Consider the following 23,678-nt stretch of genomic DNA (forward strand, 5'->3'; position numbering starts at 1 on the left):
CGCGTACCGAGCTGATGGAACTGCCCTTCCGAGTCGCCGCAGCGCCCGGCACGACGGACGCCGACGGAGCCTTGCCGGAACCCGAGAGCGGTTGCGGTGGGTGCTCCGAGCCGATGCCGCTCTCGCCCGCGCAGACCGGACAGTGGCTGGCGCAGCAGCTCGATCCGGCCGTACCGATGTCCGTGGCCCAGTACGTGGACATCGGCGAGGGGCCGGGCCGGCTCGACGTCGACCTTCTCTCGCGGGCCGGTTCTCGAGCGGCCCGCGAGTTCGGTTCGGGTCTGATTCGTCTGGTACTGATCGATTCTCGGCCGCACCAGATCCTGGATCCCCGGCTCGATACGGGCACCCGGATCATCGATCTGCGCGGCGAGCCGGATCCGGAGGCGGCGGCGCACACCTGGATGCGGACCGATGTGACGGCTCCTCTGGACCTGCTGCGTGACCGGCTCTCGGTATCGGTACTCCTCCGCATCGCCGACGATCGCTGGTTCTGGTACACCCGGGCCCATCACATCGCGCTCGACGGGGTGGGTGCGGCGACCATGCTCTACCGGGTCGCAGATCTGTACAACGCGGCCGTCGAGGGCCGGGAGCCGCCCTCCGCCCGGGCCGCCGATCTCGATGCCGTCAATGCCGCGGATACGGCGTACGTCGGTTCCGAGCGCTGGCGGACCGACCGCGACTACTGGGCGGAGCGGATGTCGGGGATGCCCGAAAGGTGCAGTCTCGCGGAGAGGTCCGCGCCGGCACGGGCACTCGGGCGTGATGTCGGTGGTGTCGTCGCGCCCGACACCGCAGCGGCTCTCCACGAGGCCCAGGACCGGTACGGCGTGAGCATCGCGGTTCTCGTCGCATCGGCGATCGCTGCGTACACGGCGCGGCACACCGGCGCCGAGGACGTAGTGCTGAGTCTGCCGGTCTCCTCGCGCACGACGGCGGTACTGCGCCGCTCCGGCGGCACGCTTGCGAACGTCGTGCCGCTGCGGGTGTCCGTCGGCGTCGCTACGACGGTCGCGGAGCTGGTGACCGAGGTGGCCGCGGCCCTGTCCGGTGCGTTGCGTCATCAGCGGTACCGGCACGAGGACCTGCGCCGGGATCGCGGCGCGCACGGCGCCGGCCGCGGCTTCGCGGGACCGCTGCTGAACCTCATGCTGTTCCCGGAGGAACTGCGCCTCGGCGACACCCGCACCGCGCTCGACGTCCTCTCCTCCGGGCCGATCGAGGATCTGCTCGTCAACGTCTACCGCTATGGGCCTGCCGGGCCGATTCGCCTCGACTTCAAGGCCAATCCGGAACTCTACGACGACGCGACCCTCCGCACCCATCACGACCGGTTCGCCCGTCTGCTGCACGCCTTGCTGAACGCGCCCGCCGAGGCTCCCGTCGGCGAACTGCCGCTCGTGGACACCGCGGCGCTCGCGGCCCGGCTGGCGTCGTGGCAGAGGCCGGGGGCCGACGTCGAGGAGACCTTGCCCGCGCTGGTGGCGCGCCGAGCCGCGGAGTCCCCCGATCGGGTCGCAGTGGTCTGGCGGAGCCTTCGGCTCACATACGCGGAGTTGACCTCTCGCGCGAACCGGCTCGCGCGCCGGCTGATCGCCCTGGGGGTGGGGCCGGAGGTTCCGGTGGGCGTCGTCCTGGACCGCTCCGACGATCTGATCGTCACACTGCTGGCCGTCGTCACCGCAGGCGGCAGCTACGTTCCCGTCGATGCCCGCACCCCGGCCTCGCGTCGTGACTACGTGCTGCGCGACGCCGCGGTGGGTTGCGTGGTGACCACCGTCGACGTCGCCGCCGAGTCGACCGTCGTCGGCCCGGTGGTCCTGCTCGACGACGCCGCGACCACCGAGCGACTCGGCACACTTTCCGGGGCGCCGGTGGCCGACGCCGACCGGATACGACCCCTGCACCCGGCGCACCTCGCGTACGTGATCTACACGTCGGGCTCGACCGGGCGCCCCAAGGGCGTGCAGGTCGCCCACACCAGCGTGAGCACGCTCCTGGCGAACGCACGGAAGGCGCTGGACACCGCGGACGGCTCGGTGTGGGCGATGTTCCATGCCTTCTCGTTCGACTTCTCGGTGTGGGAGATATGGGGGCCGCTCGCCTCCGGGGGAACTCTCGTCGTGGTCGACCAGGACACCGCCCGATCTCCCGACACGTTCGTCGACCTGCTGCGGCGCGAGCACGTTAACGTACTGGGGCAGACTCCGGCCGCGTTCCTGCAGTTCGCGGAGGCCGAGAAGTCAGCGGCGCGGCCACCGGCCGATCTGCGCCGGGTCTGTGTCGGCGGCGACGACTACGACCAGCGCCGCATGCTGCCCTGGTTGCAGCGCCACGGCGACGACGCATCGGTACTCGTGAGCGTCTACGGGATCACCGAAACCACCGTCTTCCTCACCGAAGTGGTCATGGACGCGGACGGCGCGCAGCAGCCGGGCAACCTGGTGGGACGCGGGCTGCCGGGGGTGCGGTTGCACCTGCTGGATCGCCGGCTGCGCCCGGTGCCGGTCGGTGTGGTCGGCGAGATCTACGCCGGCGGGAGCCAGGTGGCCCGCGGGTACGGCGGCCGGCCCGGACTGACCGCAGCACGGTTCGTCGCCGACCCCTTCTCCGCCGGCGACCGGCTCTACCGTTCGGGCGATCTCGCGCGGTGGGACGCCGACGGGCGGCTGGTCTTCCTCGGGCGCAGCGATTCCCAGGTGCAGGTGCGCGGGTTCCGGGTGGAGCCGGGGGAGATCGAGGCGACGCTTGCCGAATGCCCGGGGGTGGCCGACGCCGTGGTGGTACCGCGCTGGTCGGACGCCGGCGCGGTGCGCCTGGCCGCGTACGTGGTGCCCGATGCGGGTGCGGTCCTCGATCCGCTCGCCGTGCGTGAGCGGATCGGTGCGATCCTGCCGCCGTACATGGTTCCCGCCGTCGTCACCGTCGTCGAGCGGCTACCGCTCACGATCAACGGGAAGGTCGATCGGAAGTCGTTGCCGGAACCGGATTTCGGAACTGCGGCCGGGGCGGGTCGGGCGCCCGCCGGTCCGGTCGAGGAGGCGCTGGCGCGTCTGTTCACGGAGGTCCTCGGGGTCGAGACGGTACGAGCCGACGACTCGTTCTTCGCGTTGGGCGGCGACTCGATCATGGCGATCCAGCTGGTGTCGAGGGCCCGCGAGGTCGGTCTGTCCCTGACGCCCCGCGACGTGTTCGACCGACTCTCGGTGTCCGGCCTCGCCGCGGTCGCCACATCCGTCGAGCACCCGGTGGAGGTGCTCGACGAGCTGCCGGGCGGCGGGGTGGGCGACGTGCCGCCGACGCCCATCGTGCGCTGGCTGGTCGAACGCGGCGGACCGTGGTCGCGCCTGGCGCAGTCCGTGTGTGTGGCGTTGCCGGTGGGGATCTCGGCAGCCGATCTGCGCGGTGCGCTGCAGGCCGTGATCGACCACCACGACATGCTCCGGGCACGGTTCCGGACCGAAACCGCGGGGTTCGAGGTGCCGCCGCCGGGCAACGTCGCGGCACCGGATGTGCTGCGCCGGATCGCGGTCGACCCGGAGGAGAATCTCACCGGTGTTCTCGCCGCTGCCCGCGAGGACGCCACCGGACGGCTCGCCCCGACGTCGGGCCGGATGATGCAGGCCGTGTGGTGTGATGTCGGGCCGGATCGGCCCGGGCGGCTCCTGCTCGTGATCCACCACCTCGTCGTGGACGGGGTGTCGTGGCGAATCCTGTTGCCGGACCTCGCATCCGCGTGGGAGCAGGTGCGGGACGGCCGGCCGCCGACTCTGCCGGACGTCGGCACCTCGATGCGGACGTGGGCGCACGCGTTGACCGAGTGGGCCACGGCGCCGGAACGAGCGGCCGAAACCGGGTACTGGCGTGGAGTGCTCGGCGAATCCGATCCGCCGCCCGGCCGTCGCGACCTCGACCCGAACCGGGACGTCGTCGCCGCCGTCGCGACCCGACTCGTCGAGCTGCCGCAGAGCGTCTCGGCCGCGCTGTCGACCACGGTCCCGGAAACCGTGCACGGCGGCGTCGACGACGCCGTCGTGACAGCGCTGGCGATCGCGCTGGCGCGATGGCGGCATCGCCGCGGTGTCGCGACCGCGTCGTGCCTCGTCCTGCTCGAGGGGCACGGCCGCGAGGAACACGTGATTCCCGGCGCCGACCTCTCCCGGACCGTGGGCTGGTTCACCACCATCCATCCGGTGCGGCTGGACCTCACCGGGATCGACCTCGAGGCCGTGACGTCCGGCGCCGCCGCCACCGGGGCCACGGGCGGCGGCGTCTTGGAGGCACTGAAAGTCGTCAAGGAACAGTTGCGGGCGGCCCCCGACCACGGCATCGGCTACGGTGCGCTCCGCTACCTCCGGGACGGCGCAGACCTCGCGGATGCTCCCGTACCGCAGATCAGCATCAACTATCTGGGGCGTACGACGTTGACCGACGGCGACGACGGAGCCTGGCTGCCGGTCGACGAACTGGGCGACCTGGGGGCGTCCGCGGATCCCGAGATGCCCGTCGCGGCGGCCCTCGACATCAACCTCCTCACCGTCGACACGGCGACCGGCCCGACGCTGCGCGCCTCGATCGCGTACCCGCAGAGCCTGTTCGACGCCGCGGAGGTTCAGGATCTCGGCGACCTGTGGCGTTCGGCGTGCGGGGAGCTCGCGAGCGCGTCCCGCACCCCGGACGCCGGCGGTCTGACCCCGTCGGACGTGCCGCTGGTGGACCTCGACCAGGAGACGATCGAGCAGCTCGAGGACACGTACCCGGATCTCGCTGCGGTGTGGCCCCTGTCGCCGTTGCAGGCCGGGCTGCTCTTCCAGACCGAACTCGCCGGCACGGATACCGATCCCTACCTCGTCCAGTTGACGCTCGAGCTGCGCGGGCGGGTGGACGGCGACCGGATGCACCGCGCGGTCCAGATGCTGCTCGACCGGCACGAGATCCTGCGGGTCGCGTTCACCACGGGGCCGGACGGCGATCCGCTGCAACCGGTTCCGCGTCGAGTCGAGTTGCCGTGGTCGGTGGCCGACCTGCCGGATCCCGCCTCCGTCGACCGGGTGCTCGCCGAGGACCGGCGCCGGCGCTTCGACATGGCGATCCCACCGCTCCTGCGGGCGTTGCTGATTCGCGGCGCCGACGACCGGTACGTACTCGCGCTCACCTACCATCACATCCTGCTCGACGGCTGGTCCGTACCGTTGTTGATCCGCGAACTCCTCGCGCTGTACGCGACACCGGACCCCCGCGACGTCCCGGTGTCCGCATCGTTCGCGGACTACCTCGCATGGTTGGCCACGGTCGACCGAGCGGCGTCGATCGAGCGATGGGTGGAGGAGCTCGCCGGGGTCGACGAACCCACGCTCGTCGGCGCGTTCGAGCGAGGCCGGCAGCTGCCGACGGTGCCGCGCGCCGATCGGCTGCTGCTCACCGAAGGCGAGACCGCGCGACTCGAGGAGCTCGCCCGGGCGCGCGGGGTCACGCTCAGCACGATCGTGCGGGTGGCGTGGGCGATCGTGCTGGGCGCGTGGACCCGACGCGACGACGTGGTGTTCGGGGCGATCGTCTCCGGCCGGCCCCCGGAGGTGGACGGTATCGAGGACATGGTCGGTCTGTTCATCAACACGATCCCGGTCCGGGTGACCCTGCACCCGGCGGAGACGCTCGGCGAACTGCTCGTTCGCTGCCACGCCGACCAGGCTGCCCTGCTCGACCACGAGCACGTCGGTCTCGCCGACATCGAGCGCGCGACCGGGGCGGCGGCGCTGTTCGACACGATCACCGTCTTCGAGTCCTACCCGATCGATCGGGGCGGGCTCACCGCCGACACCGACATCGCCGGGATGCGGGTCGCGGACGTCGCGGTCCACGACGCCACGCACTACCCGTTCGCGTTGGCCGCATCCGTAGACGGTGGGCTGGAGATCCGTATCGACTACGCACCTGCGCTGTTCGACGAGCACGAGATCGACACCGTCGCCGACCGTCTCGAGCGGGTGCTCCACGCGATCGCGTCCGAGCCCGACCGGACACTGGCGCGCCTGCGGCTGATCTCCGACACCGACTACGCCCGGCTCGCCCCTGTCCACGGCCGCGCCGGACGCCGGCCCCGCACACTGCCCGACATCCTCGGCGACGCCGCCCGGATCGACCCGGACGCGGCGGCCTTGTCGTGCGCCGACCGCATCCTCACCTACCGGGAACTCGACGAGCGGTCCTCGCGGATGGCCAGGCACCTCGTCGCGGCCGGTGTCGGGCCGGAAGACGTCGTGGCGCTCGGGGTGACGCGGTCGATCGAGTTCGTGCTGGGCGTGTGGTCGGTCGCGAAGACCGGCGCGGCGTTCGTCCCCGTCGACCCGACGTATCCGCGGGAGCGTATCGACCACATGCTCGGCGACTCCGGGGCGCGCGTGGGGCTCACGGTCGACCGCTGGCGCGACACGTTGCCCGGCGCGGTGTCGTGGCACACGATCGACTCCGCCGGCTACCGGCACGAGGTCGCCGAGCTCTCCTGCGAACCGCTCTCCGATGCCGACCGGCGTGCGCCGGTGCGCGTCGACAACCCCGCGTACCTGATCTACACGTCGGGCTCGACAGGAATCCCGAAGGGTGTCGCACTGACGCACCGAGGTCTGGCGAATCTCGTTGCCGCCGAGCGGGAGAGTCTTGCCGTCACCGAGGACGCCCGCGTGTCCCAGTTCACGTCGCCGAGCTTCGACGCGTCGGTGTTCGAGCTGCTCATGGCGTTCGGTTCCGGTGCTCACCTGATGATCGCGCCGCCCGAGGTGTACGGCGGGGAGGAGCTGGCGCGCGGCCTGGCGACCGGCGGCGCGACGCACGCGTTCTTCACTCCGAGCGTCCTGGGTTCGCTGCCACCGGACGACCTCGACGCGCTGTCCTCGCTGGCCGTCGCGGGGGAGGCGTGCCCGCCGGAACTGGTGGGGCGCTGGGCGCCGGGGCGGCTCATGTTCAACGCGTACGGGCCCACCGAGACCACGATCATGTCCAACATCGCCGGACCTCTGGCGCCCGACGAGCCCGTCACGATCGGCGGTCCGACGCTGGGGTTCGTCGAGTTGGTGCTCGACGCACACCTGCAGCCGGTGCCGATCGGCATGCCCGGCGAGCTGTATCTGGGCGGCCCCGCGATCGCGCGCGGCTATCACCACCGGCCGGGGCTGACCGCGCAACGTTTCGTCGCGAGTCCCTTTGTCGCCCCCACCGATCGGCCTACCGCGGAGGACGAGGGCACCCTGCCGGGCGACCGCCTCTACCGGACCGGCGACATCGTGCGCTGGCGGGAGGATCTCACCCTCGAGTATCTGGGCCGCAGCGACTTCCAGGTCAAGGTGCGTGGATTCCGGATCGAACTGGGCGAGATCGACGCGGCGCTCACCGATCACCCGGCGGTGGACTTCGCGGCCACGCTCGGGCGGACCGCGCCGTCGGGCGAGACCGTCCTCGTCGCGTACGTGCGGTCCGGGGACGATCCGGCAGTCGAGCCGGACGAACTGCTGGCGCACGTGGCGCGACGGTTGCCGTCTCACATGGTCCCGGCACTGATCGTCCCGATACCCGAGGTGCCGCTGACGCCGTCCGGGAAGCTCGACCAGAAGGCGCTGCCGGAACCGGACTTCCCGGCCGCTGTCGACGCCACGGGCGCCGCGCCCTTCACCCCGATCGAGGAGATCGTCGCCGGGCACCTGCGTGCGGTGCTCGGTATCGACCGGATCGGACCGGACGACAGCTTCTTCGACCTCGGCGGCAACTCGCTGATGGCGACCCGCGTCACGCGCCGGCTCGGCGCGGCCCTCGACGCCGACCTGGACGTGCGTGCGCTGTTCGAGTCGCCCACCGTCCGCGGCCTGGCCGCGCGGATCCGCCACGGCGGACGGTCCGAGAGCCGTCCGCCGCTGCGTCCGTACCCCCGGCCGGAGGTCGTGCCGCTGTCGTCGGCGCAGTCGCGCATGTGGTCGATCAACCAACTCGACACCGCGTCGCACGCCTACAACATCGTGATGGCCGTCCGCCTGCACGGTGACCTCGACGAACGCGCGCTCGTCGCCGCGGTGGGCGACGTCGTGGTCCGGCACCCGACCCTGCGGACGATGTACCCGCTCGTGGACGGCGGCCCGGTGCAGCGGATCGTCGAACCCGACGCCGCGCCGGGTCCCGAGCTGGTGTCGGTGCTCGGCGCCGACCTGCCCGCGCACCTGCTGCGACTGATCGGTAGGGGTTTCGACGTGAGCCGCGAGGTGCCGCTGCGGGCGCAGCTGCTCCGGATGTCGCGCACCGAACACGTGCTGGCGGTCGTGGCCCACCACATCGCGGCGGACGGGTTCTCGATGACGACCCTGGCACGGGATGTGATGCGCGCGTACGAATCCCGCCGTCGCGGCAGCCCACCGGACTGGGCGCCACCGGCACTCGACTACGTCGACTTCGCGTTGTGGCAGCGCGACCTGCTCGGCGACCCCGACGACCCGGAGTCGCTGTACCGGCGCCAGCTCGCGCAGTGGCGCTCCACACTCGACGGCATTCCCGAGCTGATCCCGCTGCCGACCGACCGTCCTCGGCCGTCGCGCCAGTCGTTCCGGGGCGCCGTCGTCGGCTTCGACATCGACGCGGCCGACCACGCCCGGCTCGCGGAGGTCGCCCGCCACGGCAACGCCACGATGTTCATGGTCGCGCACACCGCGCTCGCGGTGCTGGCCGCGCGGCTGTCGGGCACCCGCGACATCGTGATCGGCACCCCGGTGTCCGGACGCGGTGAGGCGGGACTCGACGACATCGTCGGCATGTTCGTCGGCATGCTGCCGCTGCGCACCCCGATCGACACCGGCGCCGGATTCGGCGACCTCCTCGCCGTGGTCCGCGACGTCGATCTCACCGCGTTCTCCCGTACCGACCTGCCGTTCGAGCGCCTGGTCGACGAACTGGCACCGGAGCGGTCGACGTCGTACGCGCCGCTGTTCCAGGTGCTCGTCGAGTACCGGACCGACATGTCCGGGTACCTGCGGCTGCCCGGTCTCGAGGTGGAACCCGTGGACTGCGAGCCGGCGGTCTCCAAGTTCGACCTGCAACTCGGCGTCTCCGAATCGTTCACGCGGCGCGGCGAACCCGCGGGCCTGCGGCTGGACCTCACCTACGCCACCGACCTGTGGGACGCATCGACAGCGCAGACGTTCGCCGAACGGCTGCGCCGGATCCTCGCTGCTGCCGTGACGGATCCACACGCCCCGGTCGGGGAGGTGGATCTACTCACCGAGGCCGAACTGTCGGCGATCGAGGCCGGACACATCGCTGCCGCGAGCGCGCCGGGGGCGACGCTCGACACCCTGTTCACGCGGGCGGCCGCCACGCACCCGCACACCGTGGCACTCGTCGCGGGTGAGACACGCACGACGTACGAGGAACTGCTCGCCGACGCGAGCCGCCTGGCGCGGGTGCTCACCGCCCGCGGCGCGGGACCGGACACCGTGGTGGTGCTGGCGCTGCCCCGGTCGGCCGACCTGGTGATCGCGATGATCGCCACCACGCTCGCGGGGGCGGCGTACCTGCCGGTCGATGTCGGATCCCCCGCGGAGCGAATCGCTTTCGTCGTCGGGGAGGCCCGGCCGACGTGCGTGCTCACCACCACGGACACGGCCCACTCTCTGGGCAGCCTCCCGGCGCCCGTCGTCCTCGTCGACTCGGGTGAGGTGCGGGCGGCCTGTGCCGCGGCGTCGCCGCAGCCGGTGACCGACGCCGACCGCACCGCCCCGCTGCACCCCGACAACGCCGCGTACGTGATCTACACGTCCGGATCGACCGGACGGCCGAAGGGCGTTCAGGTGCCGCACCGCAGCGCGGTGGCGTTGTTGGCCGGCGGCCACGCAGCCTTCGACCTGCGGCCGACCGACACCTGGACGCTGTTCCACTCCTTCGCCTTCGACGTCTCGGTGTGGGAGACGTGGGGGCCGCTGTCGATCGGCGCGACCGCGGTGCTGGTCGACCCGGCGGTCGCACGCTCGCCGGACCGATTCGTCGAGTTGCTGCGCCGGGAGTCGGTGACCGTGCTCAACCAGACGCCCGCGTCCTTCTACCAACTGGTCGACCACGCCGCCGGTGTCGAGCTTGCGCTGCGGTACGTGTTCGTCGGCGGCGAGGAACTGGCCCCCGCGCAGGTGGAACGCTGGTACGCGCAGTCTCCGCAGGGTGGGGCCCGGGTGGCGGAGATGTACGGCGTCACCGAGGCCACCGTGATCGACACCACCGAGGACCTCGCCCGGGACGTGCTCGCGGACATCCCGGCCTCCGTGATCGGCCGCCCCCTGCCGGGTGTCCGGGTCGACGTGCTCGACGCGCGGCTGCACCCCGTGCCCACGGGAGTGCAGGGCGAGATCTACATCTCCGGCGACGCCGTGGCCCGCGGGTACGTCGGCCGGCCCGGCCTCACCGCGGCGCGCTTCGTCGCAGCACCCGGCGGCGCCGGCGGGCGGATGTACCGCACCGGCGACCTCGGCCGCCGTGGACCAGACGGGGCACTGGAGTTCCTGGGCCGCACCGACTTCCAGGTCCAGGTCCGTGGCTTCCGGATCGAGCTGGGCGAGATCGAGTCGGCGCTGCTGCGCGTCGGGGGCGTGGGGCGCGCAGTGGTCGTGTCCCGGCGGGGCGAACGCGGCGGCGACGACCGTCTCGTCGGCTACGTCGTCCCCACGCCCGATCAGCACCTGGACCCCGTCGGTGTCCGTGACGCCGTCGACCGGATCCTGCCGCCGTACATGGTGCCGGCGGCCGTCGTCGTGCTCGACTCGCTGCCCGTCACGGCCAACGGGAAGGTCGACCGACGCGCGCTCCCGGAGCCCGACTTCGCAGCGTTCACCGGGCACGGCCGCGCGCCCACCGGACCCGCGGAACTGCTCCTCGCCGGTCTGTTCGCCGAGACGCTCGGCGTTCCCGCGGTCGCCGCCGACGACTCGTTCTTCACCCTGGGCGGGGACTCGATCACGGTGATCCAGTTGGTGTCCCGCGGCCGCGAGGCGGGCATCGTGCTCACCCCGCAGGACGTGTTCGAACGTCCGACCGTCGAGCGTCTCGCCGCGGTCGTCGGCGCCGCGGGCGCCGGCGATGCCTCCGACCGGGGCGCCAGGCTCGCGGAGATCGCCGGCGGCGGTGTGGGTGCCGTGGAGCCGACACCCGTCCTCCGTTGGCTCGGCGGCCGGCACGGCGAATGGGACCACTTCTCGCAGTCGGTCACCGTCCGGATTCCCGCGGGCACGACGGGGGCACAGCTGCGCGTGGCGCTGCAGTCGCTGCTCGACCGCCACGACATGCTGCGCGCCACCCGCCTCGGTTCCGGCGCCGACCTGCACCTGGTCGTGGCCGAACCCGGCTCGGTCGATGCCGGGACCTGCCTACGGCGCGTGGACTGCTCGCACGTCCGCGACGACGCGGACGTCGATGCCGTCGCGTCGTGGGAACGGGCCGCCGCCGTTGCCCGTCTCGACCCCGCGGCCGGGGTGATGGTGCAGGTGGTGTGGTGTGACACCGGCCCCGGACGGGCGGGACGGCTCGCGGTCTCCATCCACCACCTCGCCGTCGACGGGGTGTCGTGGCGCATCCTGCTCGCCGACCTCGTCTCCGCGTGCGAGCAGGCCCGGGCCGGCGCGGCACCCGAACTGCCGCGGGTGGGGACCTCGATGCGGACGTGGGCGCACGAGCTGGTTAGGCTCGCCGCCGCACCGGAACGGGTCGCGGAACTGCGCTGGTGGCGAGAAGCTCTGACACCCGCCGACCCGACTCTCGGCGCCCGGCGGTTCGACCCGGACCGGGACATGACCGCCGAGCAGCTGTCGGTGCGCATCCCCGCGAGCGTGACGCATCGACTGCTGGGCCGGCTTCCGGAGCTGTACCGGGCGACCCCGGCGGACGCGGTGCTGTGTGCGACGGCGATGGCTGTCGCCGGGTGGGATCGCTGGGCCGGTGGCCGTGCGAGTGTCGTCGTCTCCGCGGAGGGACACGGACGCGAGGAGCGCATTCTCCCCGGTGCCGACCTCTCGCGAACCGTGGGCTGGTTCACCACGAGCTTCCCCGTCCGCATCGACCTCACGGGCATCGACCTCGGCGACGCATACGCTGCGGGCGACAGTGCCGGAGCGGCGCTCGCGGCGGTCAAGGAGCAATGGCGCGCGGTGCCCGACCACGGCATCGGCTACGGCCTGCTCCGTTACCTCAATCCCGACACGGCAACGGCTTTCGACGACCTCGAGGACCCGCAGGTGTCGATCAACTACCTCGGGCGGCTGGCGGGACAGGGTGCGGCCGGGTGGTCACTCGACGCGGACGGCCCGGACACGATGGTCGACGCCGCGAGCCAGGGGCCGGTCCCGAGCACGCTCGCGATCGACGCCTACGTCGTCGACCTCGCCGACGGGCCGCATCTGTGTGCCGCCGTCCGGTACGCGCCGGGTGTCCTCGACGCGGACGGCGCCGAGGAGTTCGCGGCGCTGTGGCGCAGTGCCGTCCACGCCCTCGCGGAGTACGCGGACCGCCCGGGCAGTGGGGGGCTGACACCGTCCGATCTCGACCTCGTGACGGCGACGCAGCAGGACATCGTCCGCTGGGAGAGCGCGCATCCCACGTTGGTGGACGTGTGGCCGTCGACGCCGCTGCAGGAGGGCCTGCTCTTCCACGCGTTGCTCGCCGGACACGACGTCGACGCCTACCACGTGCAACTGGTGCTCGACCTCGACGGCGATCTCGATCCGGTCCGGTTGGCGGTGGCGGCGCAGGCGCTGATGGACCGGCACCCGAGCCTGCGGACCGCGTTCGACAACCGCGCCGACGGGACGATCGTGCAGGTGGTACTCGACCACGTGGACGTCGACTGGTCGGTGGCCGTCGTCACCGACGGCCACGATCAGGCGCTGATCGACCGCGAACGCGAGAACCACTTCGACATGCGGACGGCGCCGCTGATCCGGTTCCTGCTCGTCGAACTCGGCGCCGGCCACCGTCGGCTCGTCGTCACCAACCATCACATCCTGCTCGACGGCTGGTCGATGCCGCTGCTCGTCTCCGACCTGTTCGAGTTGTACGTCACCGGCGGTCGGCCGCTGGCCCGCCCGGCGGCGCCGTACCGGGACTACCTGACCTGGCTCGTCGCCCGCGACACCGAGTCCGCGCATCAGGCGTGGGCCGGGGCACTGACCGGGCTGCCCGGACCCACCCTCGTCGCGCCGCACGCCGCCGGGCAGCGGCTGTCGGCGACTGCGAGCGAGGCCGTTCCGGTGGACGATGCGACTGCGGTGGCGTTGACGCGGACGGCCGAGCGGGCCGGCGTCACGGTCAACACCGTGTTGCAGGCGGCGTGGGGAATCCTGCTCGGGGAGATGACCACCGGAACCGACGTCGTGTTCGGCACCACGGTGTCCGGACGCCCGCCCGCCGTCGAGGCAGTGGAGTCGATGGTGGGGCTGTTCATCAACACCGTCCCGGTCCGGGTCCGGCTCGACCCGCACGAGACGACGCTCGATCTGCTGGCCCGGTTGCAGTCCGAGCGCGCCGCACTGATGCCGCACGAGCACTTGGGGCTCACCGCGATCCAGGACGCGGCGGGCTTCGGTGGACTCTTCGACACCGCGATGGTGCTCGAGTCGTATCCGCAGGACGTGACGGCACTCAGTCGGCTCGCGGACGCGACGGGTGTCCGCGTCACAGCTGTCGAGGGATTCGACTCCACCCACTACCCGCTCTCGCTGATGGCGTTCGACGACGCGGGGCTGCGGCTGCGGCTGCGGTACGCACCGCAGGCCGTCCCCGCGGAGACCGTTGCGGATCTCGCGGCCCGGCTGTCCCGGATCGTCGCGACCGTCGCGCACCGGCCCGACACGCTGGTCGGGCGCATCGACGTGCTGGGGGCCGAACGCCGTGAGGAACTCGTGGAGGTGGCGTCGCAGCACCCGGTGACCCCCCGCACCTGGGGCGAGACACTGGCGGCGGGAGCAGCCGTCGATCCGGATGCGACAGCGCTGCGCTGGCACGGCGTCGACACGACGTACCGGGAACTGGACGAGCGCTCGTCCCGCATCGCGCGGGCCCTCGTCGAGCGAGGGGTGGGACCGGAGGACTTCGTTCCCGTCGCGATCCCGCGGTCCGCCGATTCGGTGACCGCGACCTGGGCCGTCGCGAAGTCGGGTGCGGCGCCCGTCCCGATCGACCCGAATCTGCCGCCCGGGCGGATCGGCTACATGCTCGACGACTGTGCGGCCGCGGTCGGTCTCGTCGCCTCTGCCCACCACGGGCTCCCGGGCGGACCGGAGTGGCTCCCGCTCGAGGAACTGGAACTGGACCGCTTCTCCCCGTTGCCGATTCGGGACGACGAGCGCACACACCCGGTCCGGGTGTCCGACCCCGCTTATCTGATCTACACGTCCGGGTCCACGGGCGCGCCCAAAGGCGTGGTCGTCACGCACACCGGTCTGCCGTATCTGGCGGCCGCACAGATCGAACATCAGGGCGTCACGCCGAGATCCCGCGTCATGCACGTGTGTTCGCCCAGTTTCGACGTGTCGGTCCTCGAACTCACGCTCGCGCTCGCCGCCGGAGCCACCCTCGTCGTCGCGCCGCCCGACGTGTACGCCGGCCCCGAACTCGAGCGGTACGCGCGACAGGAACACGTCACGCACCTGCTGGTCACCCCCGCCGTCTGCGGCACCCTGGACCCGGCGGCGCTGCCGGACGTCGAAGTGGTCGAGGTCGGCGGCGAGCTGTTCGGCGCCGAACTGGTCGACGAATGGGCCCCCCGCACCCGCCTGCTCAACGCGTACGGGCCCACCGAGTGCACGGTGTGCGTCACCACCAGCGACACTCTGGCACCCGGCGAACCCATCACGTTGGGCGGTCCGGTGCCGGGTTCGGCGGTGCGCGCCGTCGTGCTCGACGGCTGGATGCGACCGGTGCCCGACGGCGGCGAAGGCGAGCTCTACCTGTCCGGGCCGTGCCTCGCGCGCGGCTATCGCGGCCAGTCGGCGCGGACGTCGGAGCGCTTCGTGGCCAACCCCTTCGGCCCGGCAGGGTCGCGCCTGTACCGCACCGGCGACCTGGTGCGGCGCGCCGGCTCGTGTGGATTCCAATACGTGGGGCGCACCGACTTCCAGATCAAGATACGGGGACTGCGCATCGAGATCGGGGACGTCGACGCTGCGCTGACGGCGCACCCCGACGTCGAGTTCGCGGCGTCGCTCGGGCACACGGCGCCCACCGGAGAGACCGTGCTGGTGTCGTACGTGCGCCTCGCAGCCGACAGTGCCCTGGACGCCGCGGCGCTCAAGAAGCTCGCCGCGGCGTCGTTGCCTGCCTACATGGTGCCGTCGGCGATCACGATCCTCGACGACGTGCCGCTGAACTCCAACGGCAAACTCGACCGAGGCGCGCTGCCGGATCCGGTGTTCGCGACCGTCGACTACCGGCCGCCGGAGACGGAGACGGAGGCGGCCCTCGCCGACGTGTTCGCCGACGTCCTCGGTGCCGACCGGGTCGGGGTCGACGACAGCTTCTTCGAATTGGGAGGCAACTCGCTCAGTGCCGTGCGGGTCGTCGCCGAGGTGCAGTCGAGGCTCGGCCGGGCGCTGCCCATGCAGTGGGTCGTCACCGACCCCACGCCGGCGGCGATCGCCGCCCGGCTGGACGGCAGCGGCGAGCCCGCGGCGGAGGACATCCTGGTCCGGATGCGGCCGGGAGACGGAACGGAACCTCTGGTGTGTGTGCACCCGGCCATCGGGTCGACATGGTGTTACACGGGCCTGCTGCCGTATCTGCCGGCCGGCCGGGCCGTATACGGCATCCAGTCGCCCGGCCTGACAGACGGGGCGGATGCGCCGGCGACGATGCACGAGCTGGCGCGGAAGTACGTCGACCGGCTCCGCGAGGTCCAGCCGCACGGCCCCTACCACCTGGTCGGCTACTCGGTGGGCGGTGCGATCGCACACGCGATGGCGGTGCGGCTCCGGCGTCTCGGCGAGGAGGTGGGCACCCTCGTCATGCTCGACACCCAGACGGCGGAGTCGGTTCCGCGGTCGGCACCCGCCCCCAGCCTCGGCATGCTGTTCGCCGAGTTCGCGGGCGTCGACGAAGCCCCGGTCGACGGCGACCTCACCGCCGAGGAGGCGGCGCGGTTGCTGGCTGAGGGAGACGGACCGTACGGGGCGCTCACCGCCGCCGACGTGCGCCGCCTCTACGACGACTACCTGCACACGATCGACCTCGGTGGCGCTTACCGTCCGGAGGTGTTCGACGGCGATCTGGTCTACGTGGCAGCCGCCGACGGGACCTCGGCGTCCTCGCAAACACCGTGGGATCCTTACGTTTCCGGGACGGTACGGATCCAATCGGTGTCCTGGACCCACAATCGGCTCACCACGCCGGAGGCGCTCGAGGTGATCGGCCCGCTCGTCGGTCGGTGCCTGGACGGGCACGCGTGATGATCTTGCGGCGGGCGCCGATCCGGTGCTTTCATGGTGGGCAGCGTCGCGTGTCGATGGCGGACTGCGTCAGGCATGGAGGCGTCGAATCTCGAGGGGTCTTCCATGACGATCTCGTTCAACCACACCATCGTGTTCTCGCGGGACAGAGCCGTGTCCGCGCACTTCTTCACCGAGCTGTTCGGTCTTCCCGACCCCGTGGCGGCCGGTCCGTTCCTGGCGGTAGCTCTCGACAACGGGGTTACGCTCGACTTCGCGACGTCGCCGGTCGACGTGCTTGCGCAGCATTACGCATTCCTCGTCTCGGAAGCGGATTTCGACAGCATCTACGGCCGGATCCGTGCGCGGGGAATGGAGCACTGGGCCGATCCGCGCAAGACACGACCCGGCGAGATCAACCACAACGACGGCGGCCGCGGCGTCTACTTCCACGACCCGGACGGCCACAATCTCGAGATCATCACCCGGCCTTACGGTTCCGGAGGATGACAACACGCCGGGCGACGCCGGGACAGTCGGCCGGTCGGCGCTCGGTCGGGGCGATACGGCGATGACGATGCAGCACTGCGAGTTCCGGTTCTACGGGGAGCTGAACGACTTCCTGCGACCACCGGCGCGCCGGCGAACCGTTCCCGACGTGTTCGCCGGAACACCGTCGGTCAAGGACCGGATCGAATCGCTGGGCATTCCCCACACCGAGGTAGATCTGATCGTCGTGGACGGTGTACCGGTCGGCTTCGACCGGCTGCTGACCGGCGGCGAACGGGTCGCCGTGTACCCGCCGTTCCAGTCCCTGGACCTGGGCGACATCGCGCCACTGCGCCCGCCGCTGGGGGAGCCGCGGTTCGTGCTCGACGTGCACCTCGGTCGCCTCGCCCGCTATCTGCGCCTGCTCGGGTTCGACAGCGTGTACTCGAACGATCGCTCGGACGACGAATTGCTCGCAGTGTCCCGCGGCCAGGACCGCGTGCTGCTCACCAGGGACGTCGGACTGCTCGAACGTGCCGCGCTCGTCTACGGAGGCTTTCTGCACGAGACGGACTCGCGGCTGCAACTGCGGGAGGTCCTCGATCGGTTCCGGCTGCACTCGCGTATCGCGCCGCTCACTCGGTGTGCGCGCTGCAACGGGCTCATCGCGCCGTCGACGCCCGCCATGGCCCGCGGCCGGGTGCCCGGAGGTGTGCTGCGCGAGCAGCGCCGGTTCAGCCGGTGTGGGGACTGCGGCCAGGTGTACTGGCCGGGTGGCCATCTGGCGCGGCTGCGGGCCCGGTTGGCGGAGATCGGAGTGTGGTTCTGACCTGTTCACACCCAGATCACCGCGTGAACAGGTCACGCACGAACGCGGTCGTCTCGGGCAGAGAGGCGCGCATGGTCTCGAGGTGGCCGGTCGGGTAGGTCCGGAACGTCACCGGCTGCCGATTGGCGGCGAGCTCCGCGGCCAGCTTCAGCACGAGCGGTGCGGGCACGATGTCGTCGGTCAGTCCCTGTCCCAGGAACACCGGCCTGTCGTACCCGGTAGTGGGGACCTCGAGCATGTCGCGGACCGCGGCGAGCAGCGCAGGATCGTCTAGCGGACGCGACACGAGGCTGCCGATCGAGACGCCCGCCAGCTTAGGGGCCATCGTCTCGTAGCACTCGGTCTCGGCGGCCGCGAGGGCATCGCGGCCGACCGGCGTGAGGAACCGATCGACGTCGATGTCCGGCCGGGCCGCCCGCAGCCCGGCGAGAATGTACGACACGAACACCGTGCTGCCCTCGAGCGGGAGCCGGGGAAATCCCGGCGTGACGAGCGTCGTCAGGTTCTCGAGATTCGACGGAGCGCCGGTCGCGACGGCCCCCCGGAAGTCGAGCTCCGGTGCACGACCCGTTGCACGCGCCGCGGTGAACAGCGCGGCCTGGCCGCCCTGGGACTGTCCGAGCACGATCCACCGCGGAGACAGGGCGGGTTCTACCGCCCGCGCCGCCCGCACCATGTCGATCACGCTGTTCGCTTCGGTGGGCCCGTCGAGGTACGGGTGCAGGCCGGGCGTTCCGAGACCGACGTAGTCGGTGGCGACGACCGCGTAACCCTGCGAAAGCCAGTGCGCGAGATACGGTCCACCGATCTTCCCGGTGACGGTGGGGGAGCACCGGTCGGCGATCCCCACGGTTCCGTGCGCCCACGAGACGACCGGCCAGCCGCCGGGCGGCGGCTCTCCGGGAGGGAGGAAGACGGCACCGGTGCTGGTCGCCGATCGGCCCAGCGGTCCGGTGGTGGTGTAGGTGACCTTGGTGCCGGTGACCGCCCCCGGGATCCACGACGATGCCGGGAGCATTTCCACCGCCGTGACGGCCCCCGGCGTCGACGCGACGTCCGGAGTTTGCGCCTGCGCCGGGGGAGAACCCGCTAGCACGACGGCTGCCGCCGTGGTCACCATCGCAACCGCGGCCCGGTGGGCGAACGCTCCGGTCATCGCGTCACCTCGCAGACGTCGCCGGGACGATGCTCTGTTGTGCGCTACACCACCCATTCTGCTGGCTGGGACGCGATCTTCGCTCGGGATTCGCCGGCGCTACCATCGAAAGCTCTGGGCGCAGTTTCGTTTCGGGGGGTGTTCATGGGGCCTGGCGAGTATCCGGGTGTGTATTCGGGTGAGATGACGACGCCGCCGACGTGGCTCGTGCTGTTGGCGATGGTGCCCCTCCTCGCGATGGTGGTACTGCTCGGGTGGTTCGGGTGGCACGAATGGCGCACGCGGAGTCGCACCCGAACGTCCCCGGTGCATGCCGCGGCGTGGGCGATGGACGACGAAGAACTCGGGCGCGCCATCCAGGCACTGACCGACCGCGAACGTGAACTGCTCGCGGTGGGGGACGTCGACACCGCTCGGGCGGTCGCCGTCGATCGCGACATCTGCGTTGCCGTCAGCGAACGTCGCGCGGACGCTCACTGACTGGCGCGTTTGCCGATTCGCCCCGAAGCCGTAGCGTTGCTGTGGTTTCCGTCTCGAGTCCTGTCGAAGCGGCGCCGCGGCGGACTATTCTGTGGGCGGACCCGGCGAGCGAGTTCGAACCGTAGCTCCGTGCCAGCCCTCCACCATGGACGGTGAGTATGCGATGCCGTATCGGAATCCTCCTCGTACCGAAGTTCCTCCCGAGTTCCGCGGACCGGACTTTCTGACCGCCGATCTGCCGCCCTCTGCTCGTCCCGGGCACCCGCCGGCGGATTCCGACACCTCTGCTCGCCGCGCACGCGCCGGAGCGGTCCGTCTGGTCGACGCCGTCGTCGTCGCGTCGGGGGTGTTTCCCGGCGGGCTGACGTGGTGGTGCTCGCGGTCGACGACCGACGGGTTGGTGGTCGGCGGATTCACGGCAGTGTGTACCGCGATCGCCGCGTTCGCGATCGGCCGCCCCACCGACTAGCCGCCGACGGCAGAGGCACCCGACGGATTTCTCAGCGGGCGGCCGGGGAACCGGTCGCCAACCGGGCGCGCACGCCGTCGATGAACAGGGCCAGTCCGAAGTCGAACCGGACCTGCGGGTCGCCGTCGAGCAAGTCGTCGTCGGAACCGACGTCGGCGGCCGTTTCGGTGTCGGGTGATGCGGGCGCCCGAGTGAGGGCGCCGACCGCCTCCATCTGGGCCCGGGACTGCTCGTCGACGGTGTGCCCGAGGACGAAGTAGAGCAGCGTGTACGCGGCCAGCTCGGCATACGGTCGGGGGAGACCGGCGCGCACGCCCGCGCCCACGAAACTCTCCCGGGCCAGGGTCGACGTCATCCGCGACGCGTACGTCGCCGCGACCAGTTCGGCCCCGTCGCGGTGCGCCAGCAGCGCCGTGCGCAGACGATGAGCGAGCTCGGCGATCCCGTCGTCCCACCGCTCCGACGACACCGGGGCGTCGACGCCCTCGAGAATTCGGTCGGCCATAGCACCGAGCAGGGTCTGCTTGTTCGGGAAATGCCAGTACAGCGCGCCCGGCTGGACGCCCAGCGAGGTCGCGAGCCGGCGCATCGTGAGATCGGCGAGACCGTACTCGTCGAGGATCGCCATCGCGCCGTCGAGGACGTCGCCGCGTCGCAGCTGCACTGCCTCACTCCTCCGCATCGGGTCGGGCCGCGGGTTGTCGCGTTCGGCCTGTTCCTTTGACACTAATCCACCACGGCTCTAACGTGAACGCCGTTCAACTTGTACGGTGTTCAAGTCCGACATCGATACAGCTGCTGTAGTCGTCAGGTCCCGGGTGTCGGGACTGTTCGCACCCGAGGAGTTTGCAGTGACCAGCGCCCCCGACGTTCTCGATCTCGACATTCTCGCGGCCGCCCGTGAACAGGTACTCGAGCGTGGTGAAGCGCTGAATCAGGAACAGGTGCTCGAGGTGCTGCGCCTCGGCGACGACCGCCTCGAAGAACTGCTCGCCCTCGCGCACGACGTGCGCATGAAGTGGTGCGGACCCGAGGTGGAGGTCGAGGGCATCATCAGCCTCAAGACCGGTGGTTGCCCCGAGGACTGCCACTTCTGCTCGCAGTCCGGCCTCTTCCAGTCGCCCGTCCGCGCCGCGTGGCTCGACATCCCGAGTCTGGTCGAGGCGGCGAAGCAGACCGCCAAGACCGGTGCCACCGAGTTCTGCATCGTCGCCGCCGTCCGAGGTCCGGACGAAAAGCTGCTCGCCCAGGTCGCGGCGGGGATCGAGGCGATCCGCAATGAGGTCGACATCCAGATCGCCTGCTCGCTCGGCATGCTCACGCAGGAGCAGGTGAACCAGCTTGCGGCGATGGGTGTGCATCGCTACAACCACAACCTCGAGACGGCCGAGTCGTACTTCCCCAACGTGGTCACCACCCACACGTGGGAGGAGCGGTGGGACACGCTGCGCATGGTCCGCGAGGCGGGCATGGAGGTGTGCTGCGGCGGCATCCTCGGCATGGGGGAGAGCGTCGAGCAGCGGGCCGAATTCGCTGCGAACCTCGCCGCGCTCGAGCCCGACGAGGTCCCGCTGAACTTCTTCAACCCGCGCCCGGGCACCCCGTTCGGTGACCTCGACGTGCTGCCCGCTGGCGAGGCCCTCAAGTCGGTGGCCGCTTTCCGGCTCGCACTTCCCCGCACGATCCTGCGATTCGCCGGCGGCCGCGAGATCACCCTCGGCGACCTCGGCGCCAAGCAGGGCATGCTCGGCGGAATCAACGCGGTCATCGTCGGCAACTACCTGACGACCCTCGGACGTCCCGCCGAGAGCGACCTCGATCTACTGGTGGATCTCGAGATGCCCATCAAGGCGCTCAATGCCACCCTCTGACGCCGCGGCGGAGATCGTGCCCGCGGGCGAGCGCTACAACCCGTTCACAGGGCGCCGGGTCGTCCCGGGCGTCGACGACGCCACGCCCACCGCGGCGCAACTCGGCCTCGAGCCGCCACGGTTCTGCGAGCAGTGCGGTCGACGCATGATCGTCCAGGTCAGCCCCGACGGCTGGTGGGCGAAGTGCTCCCGGCACGGTGTCCTCGACTCGACCCTGCTCGGTCGCAGGTAACGTCCCGTGGTGTGACTCCATCCCGACACCGCCGATCGCGAGCCTTGGTGAGGATCGTCGTCGTGTCGGCGCTGCTCGGTGTGCCGGCCGGGATGATCTGGGCGCTGCTCGCACCGGCGGTGCACATGCTCGTCGTCGCCGAGGACCGCGGGGTCGTGCTCACCACCGAGAATCTGCACCGGTTCGATGCCCTCGCGATCTTCGTCGGCACCACGATCGTCGTGGGGGTGCTGTCGGCGGTCGTGGTGTGGGGCATGCGGCGCTCCCGTGGGCCGGGAGCGATGGCCGCTCTGGTTTGCGGTTCCGTGGCGGGTTCGGGTGTGGCTGCACTGGTAGGGATGGGCGTTGCGCGACTGCGTTACCCGGAGGTCACCGCACCCGCCGTGGACTCGGTGATCGCGGCGGCCCCCGGCGTGTCGACGCCGTTGGTGCTCATCGTCCAGCCACTCGCGGCGGCGCTGGTCTATCTGCTGTTCGTATCACTCAGCCCCGACGACGACCTCGGTGCCGGGGGCACGGCGGAGACATCCGCGCCGACCGATCCCGAATGGGCGGACGTGGCCGAGAGCCCGTAGGGGTGCGTCACGCCAGTGCCGAATACGCCCGGGGGATCGCCTTTTCCGTGCTTGCGTCGAACGCGGTGAACGGCGTGGCGTCGATGCCGCCGGCCGCACCGCGACGCCGTTTCCACGTGCCCACCACCCGGCCGTTCGCGACGACGGTGGGGCTGAACATGCCGTTGTTTCCCGGTTGCAGCCGCGGCTGGAACGCGGGATCCACGGCGGCGCCGCGATCACGGTAACCGAGGATGAACTCGTCGAATCCGGGTAGCAGGAAGACCCCGCGCGCCTGTCGACGATGCGCCGCGAGCAGATCGGGCGTCGCCGGGTCGAGGTAGTAGTCGACCCCGTCGACCACGATCCGTTCGAGACGCTCGGCCGCCGACGCCAGACCTGCACGTGCCTGCCGGACGGTCAGTTTCGTCCACCACACGAAGTCGTCCACCGTCGCCGGTCCGTGGCTGCGGAAGTACCGTAACGCCCACTCGCCGAGTGCCTCGTCACCGTCGAGTTCGCGTGAGCTGCCGATCCAGTCGTCGAACGACACCACCCGTTGTGTGCCGCCGTCGACCGGGCCCAGACACACCACTGCGGTGAGTGCCAGCGTCCACAACAGGTGCTGTCCGCGCTGGTTCGCCGTCGCGATCCCGGCCCGCTCCCAGGCCTGCATCAGTTCTGATCGCCCGAGGCCGCCGTCGGCGAGCGCCTCTCGTGCGATGGTGCCGGCGTGGTCGACCGCGGCGTCGTCGATGTCGAGGGCCCGGTGGCGGGCTCGTGCACTCGACAGCGTCCGCGCACCGGTGAGTGCGAGCATCCACCGCAGATCCTCCGCGGCGACGAAATGCAGCGTGCCCCGCATCGGCCATGAGCGCACCACCTCTGCGCTGTTCAGGGCGTCGAGCATCGACTTCCGGCCACCGCCCCCGGCCCTGGCGGCGATCGAGGTGATTGCTCCGGGGAAATCCTGCGCCTGCGCCGCGGTGAGCCAGCGCACGGCCTCCGCGGCCGAAGGGCAGGCAGGACCGGAGATCCGCTGCGCCACGAGGCGCATCAGAGCGAGCTCCCGGGGCGTCGTCATGGAACGAATGTAGTGCCACAGCCCGACAAGTCGCGGCGCCGAGCACGCGGGATTCGACGGTCGTAGGCTCCGACCGTG

Annotated in this window: 11 protein-coding genes; 8 read left to right on the forward strand and 3 right to left on the reverse strand. The window is 71.2% G+C overall.

Annotated features, from left to right (window positions below; genetic code table 11):
* The first annotated feature begins 14 nt into the window (after positions 1-14).
* The 3 genes from A6I89_RS04685 to A6I89_RS04695 all read left to right on the forward strand — a co-directional run bounded on the left by A6I89_RS04685 (position 15) and on the right by A6I89_RS04695 (position 17,754).
* Entirely contained in the window at positions 15-16,457 is a 16,443-nt protein-coding gene (locus A6I89_RS04685; RefSeq protein WP_022596445.1) for an amino acid adenylation domain-containing protein, read from the forward strand.
* 105 nt (positions 16,458-16,562) lie between these two features.
* A complete protein-coding gene (locus tag A6I89_RS04690) occupies positions 16,563-16,946 on the forward strand; it encodes a VOC family protein (protein ID WP_013416313.1) in 384 nt (127 codons plus the stop codon).
* Between the two features lie 61 nt (positions 16,947-17,007).
* Positions 17,008-17,754 (forward strand): Mut7-C RNAse domain-containing protein, encoded by a 747-nt coding sequence (locus A6I89_RS04695; RefSeq protein WP_022596444.1) that lies wholly within the window; start codon positions 17,008-17,010, stop codon positions 17,752-17,754.
* Positions 17,755-17,770: 16 nt separating this feature from the next.
* Here the strand turns inward: A6I89_RS04695 and A6I89_RS04700 are convergent, their stop codons facing one another.
* On the reverse strand, positions 17,771-18,910 hold the full coding sequence (locus A6I89_RS04700; protein WP_022596443.1) for a lipase family protein: 1,140 nt from the start codon (positions 18,908-18,910) through the stop codon (positions 17,771-17,773).
* Between the two features lie 183 nt (positions 18,911-19,093).
* On the opposite strand from A6I89_RS04700, the gene A6I89_RS04705 reads away from it, so the two are divergent.
* Positions 19,094-19,390, forward strand: a complete 297-nt coding sequence (locus A6I89_RS04705) for a hypothetical protein (RefSeq protein WP_044991155.1) — start codon at positions 19,094-19,096, stop codon at positions 19,388-19,390.
* A 145-nt stretch (positions 19,391-19,535) separates the two neighbouring features.
* On the forward strand, positions 19,536-19,859 hold the full coding sequence (locus A6I89_RS04710) for a hypothetical protein (RefSeq protein WP_022596439.1): 324 nt from the start codon (positions 19,536-19,538) through the stop codon (positions 19,857-19,859).
* A gap of 31 nt (positions 19,860-19,890) precedes the next feature.
* On the opposite strand, the gene A6I89_RS04715 is transcribed toward A6I89_RS04710, so the two are convergent.
* On the reverse strand, positions 19,891-20,523 hold the full coding sequence (locus tag A6I89_RS04715; RefSeq protein WP_013416309.1) for a TetR/AcrR family transcriptional regulator C-terminal domain-containing protein: 633 nt from the start codon (positions 20,521-20,523) through the stop codon (positions 19,891-19,893).
* A 187-nt stretch (positions 20,524-20,710) separates the two neighbouring features.
* On the opposite strand from A6I89_RS04715, the gene bioB reads away from it, so the two are divergent.
* The 3 genes from bioB (at position 20,711) to A6I89_RS04730 (ending at position 22,537) form a co-directional block, all read left to right on the forward strand.
* Positions 20,711-21,730, forward strand: a complete 1,020-nt coding sequence (gene bioB, locus A6I89_RS04720) for a biotin synthase BioB (protein ID WP_013416308.1) — start codon at positions 20,711-20,713, stop codon at positions 21,728-21,730.
* Positions 21,717-21,962: a biotin synthase auxiliary protein BsaP gene (bsaP, locus tag A6I89_RS04725; protein WP_005512638.1), complete on the forward strand. Its 246-nt coding sequence runs from the start codon at positions 21,717-21,719 to the stop codon at positions 21,960-21,962. Before bioB ends, bsaP begins: the two co-directional genes overlap by 14 nt.
* A gap of 62 nt (positions 21,963-22,024) precedes the next feature.
* Entirely contained in the window at positions 22,025-22,537 is a 513-nt protein-coding gene (locus A6I89_RS04730; RefSeq protein ID WP_022596437.1) for a DUF2567 domain-containing protein, read from the forward strand.
* A 7-nt stretch (positions 22,538-22,544) separates the two neighbouring features.
* On the opposite strand, the gene A6I89_RS04735 is transcribed toward A6I89_RS04730, so the two are convergent.
* Complete coding sequence (locus A6I89_RS04735; protein ID WP_044991131.1) at positions 22,545-23,600, reverse strand: winged helix DNA-binding domain-containing protein; 1,056 nt, start codon at positions 23,598-23,600, stop codon at positions 22,545-22,547.
* Positions 23,601-23,678: the final 78 nt, after the last annotated feature.

The sequence above is a fragment of the Prescottella equi genome, from assembly GCF_002094305.1.
Classification (GTDB): Bacteria; Actinomycetota; Actinomycetes; order Mycobacteriales; family Mycobacteriaceae; genus Prescottella; species Prescottella equi.

What these genes read in the sequence shown, in the direction of transcription:
- A6I89_RS04685 (WP_022596445.1), top strand. Translation starts at nt 15, where the DNA reads ATGGAACTGCCCTTCCGAGTCGCCGCAGCGCCCGGCACGACGGACGCC.
- A6I89_RS04690 (WP_013416313.1), top strand. Translation starts at nt 16,563, where the DNA reads ATGACGATCTCGTTCAACCACACCATCGTGTTCTCGCGGGACAGAGCC.
- A6I89_RS04695 (WP_022596444.1), top strand. Translation starts at nt 17,008, where the DNA reads ATGACGATGCAGCACTGCGAGTTCCGGTTCTACGGGGAGCTGAACGAC.
- A6I89_RS04700 (WP_022596443.1), bottom strand. Translation starts at nt 18,910, where the DNA reads ATGACCGGAGCGTTCGCCCACCGGGCCGCGGTTGCGATGGTGACCACG.
- A6I89_RS04705 (WP_044991155.1), top strand. Translation starts at nt 19,094, where the DNA reads ATGACGACGCCGCCGACGTGGCTCGTGCTGTTGGCGATGGTGCCCCTC.
- A6I89_RS04710 (WP_022596439.1), top strand. Translation starts at nt 19,536, where the DNA reads ATGGACGGTGAGTATGCGATGCCGTATCGGAATCCTCCTCGTACCGAA.
- bsaP (WP_005512638.1), top strand. Translation starts at nt 21,717, where the DNA reads ATGCCACCCTCTGACGCCGCGGCGGAGATCGTGCCCGCGGGCGAGCGC.
- A6I89_RS04735 (WP_044991131.1), bottom strand. Translation starts at nt 23,600, where the DNA reads ATGACGACGCCCCGGGAGCTCGCTCTGATGCGCCTCGTGGCGCAGCGG.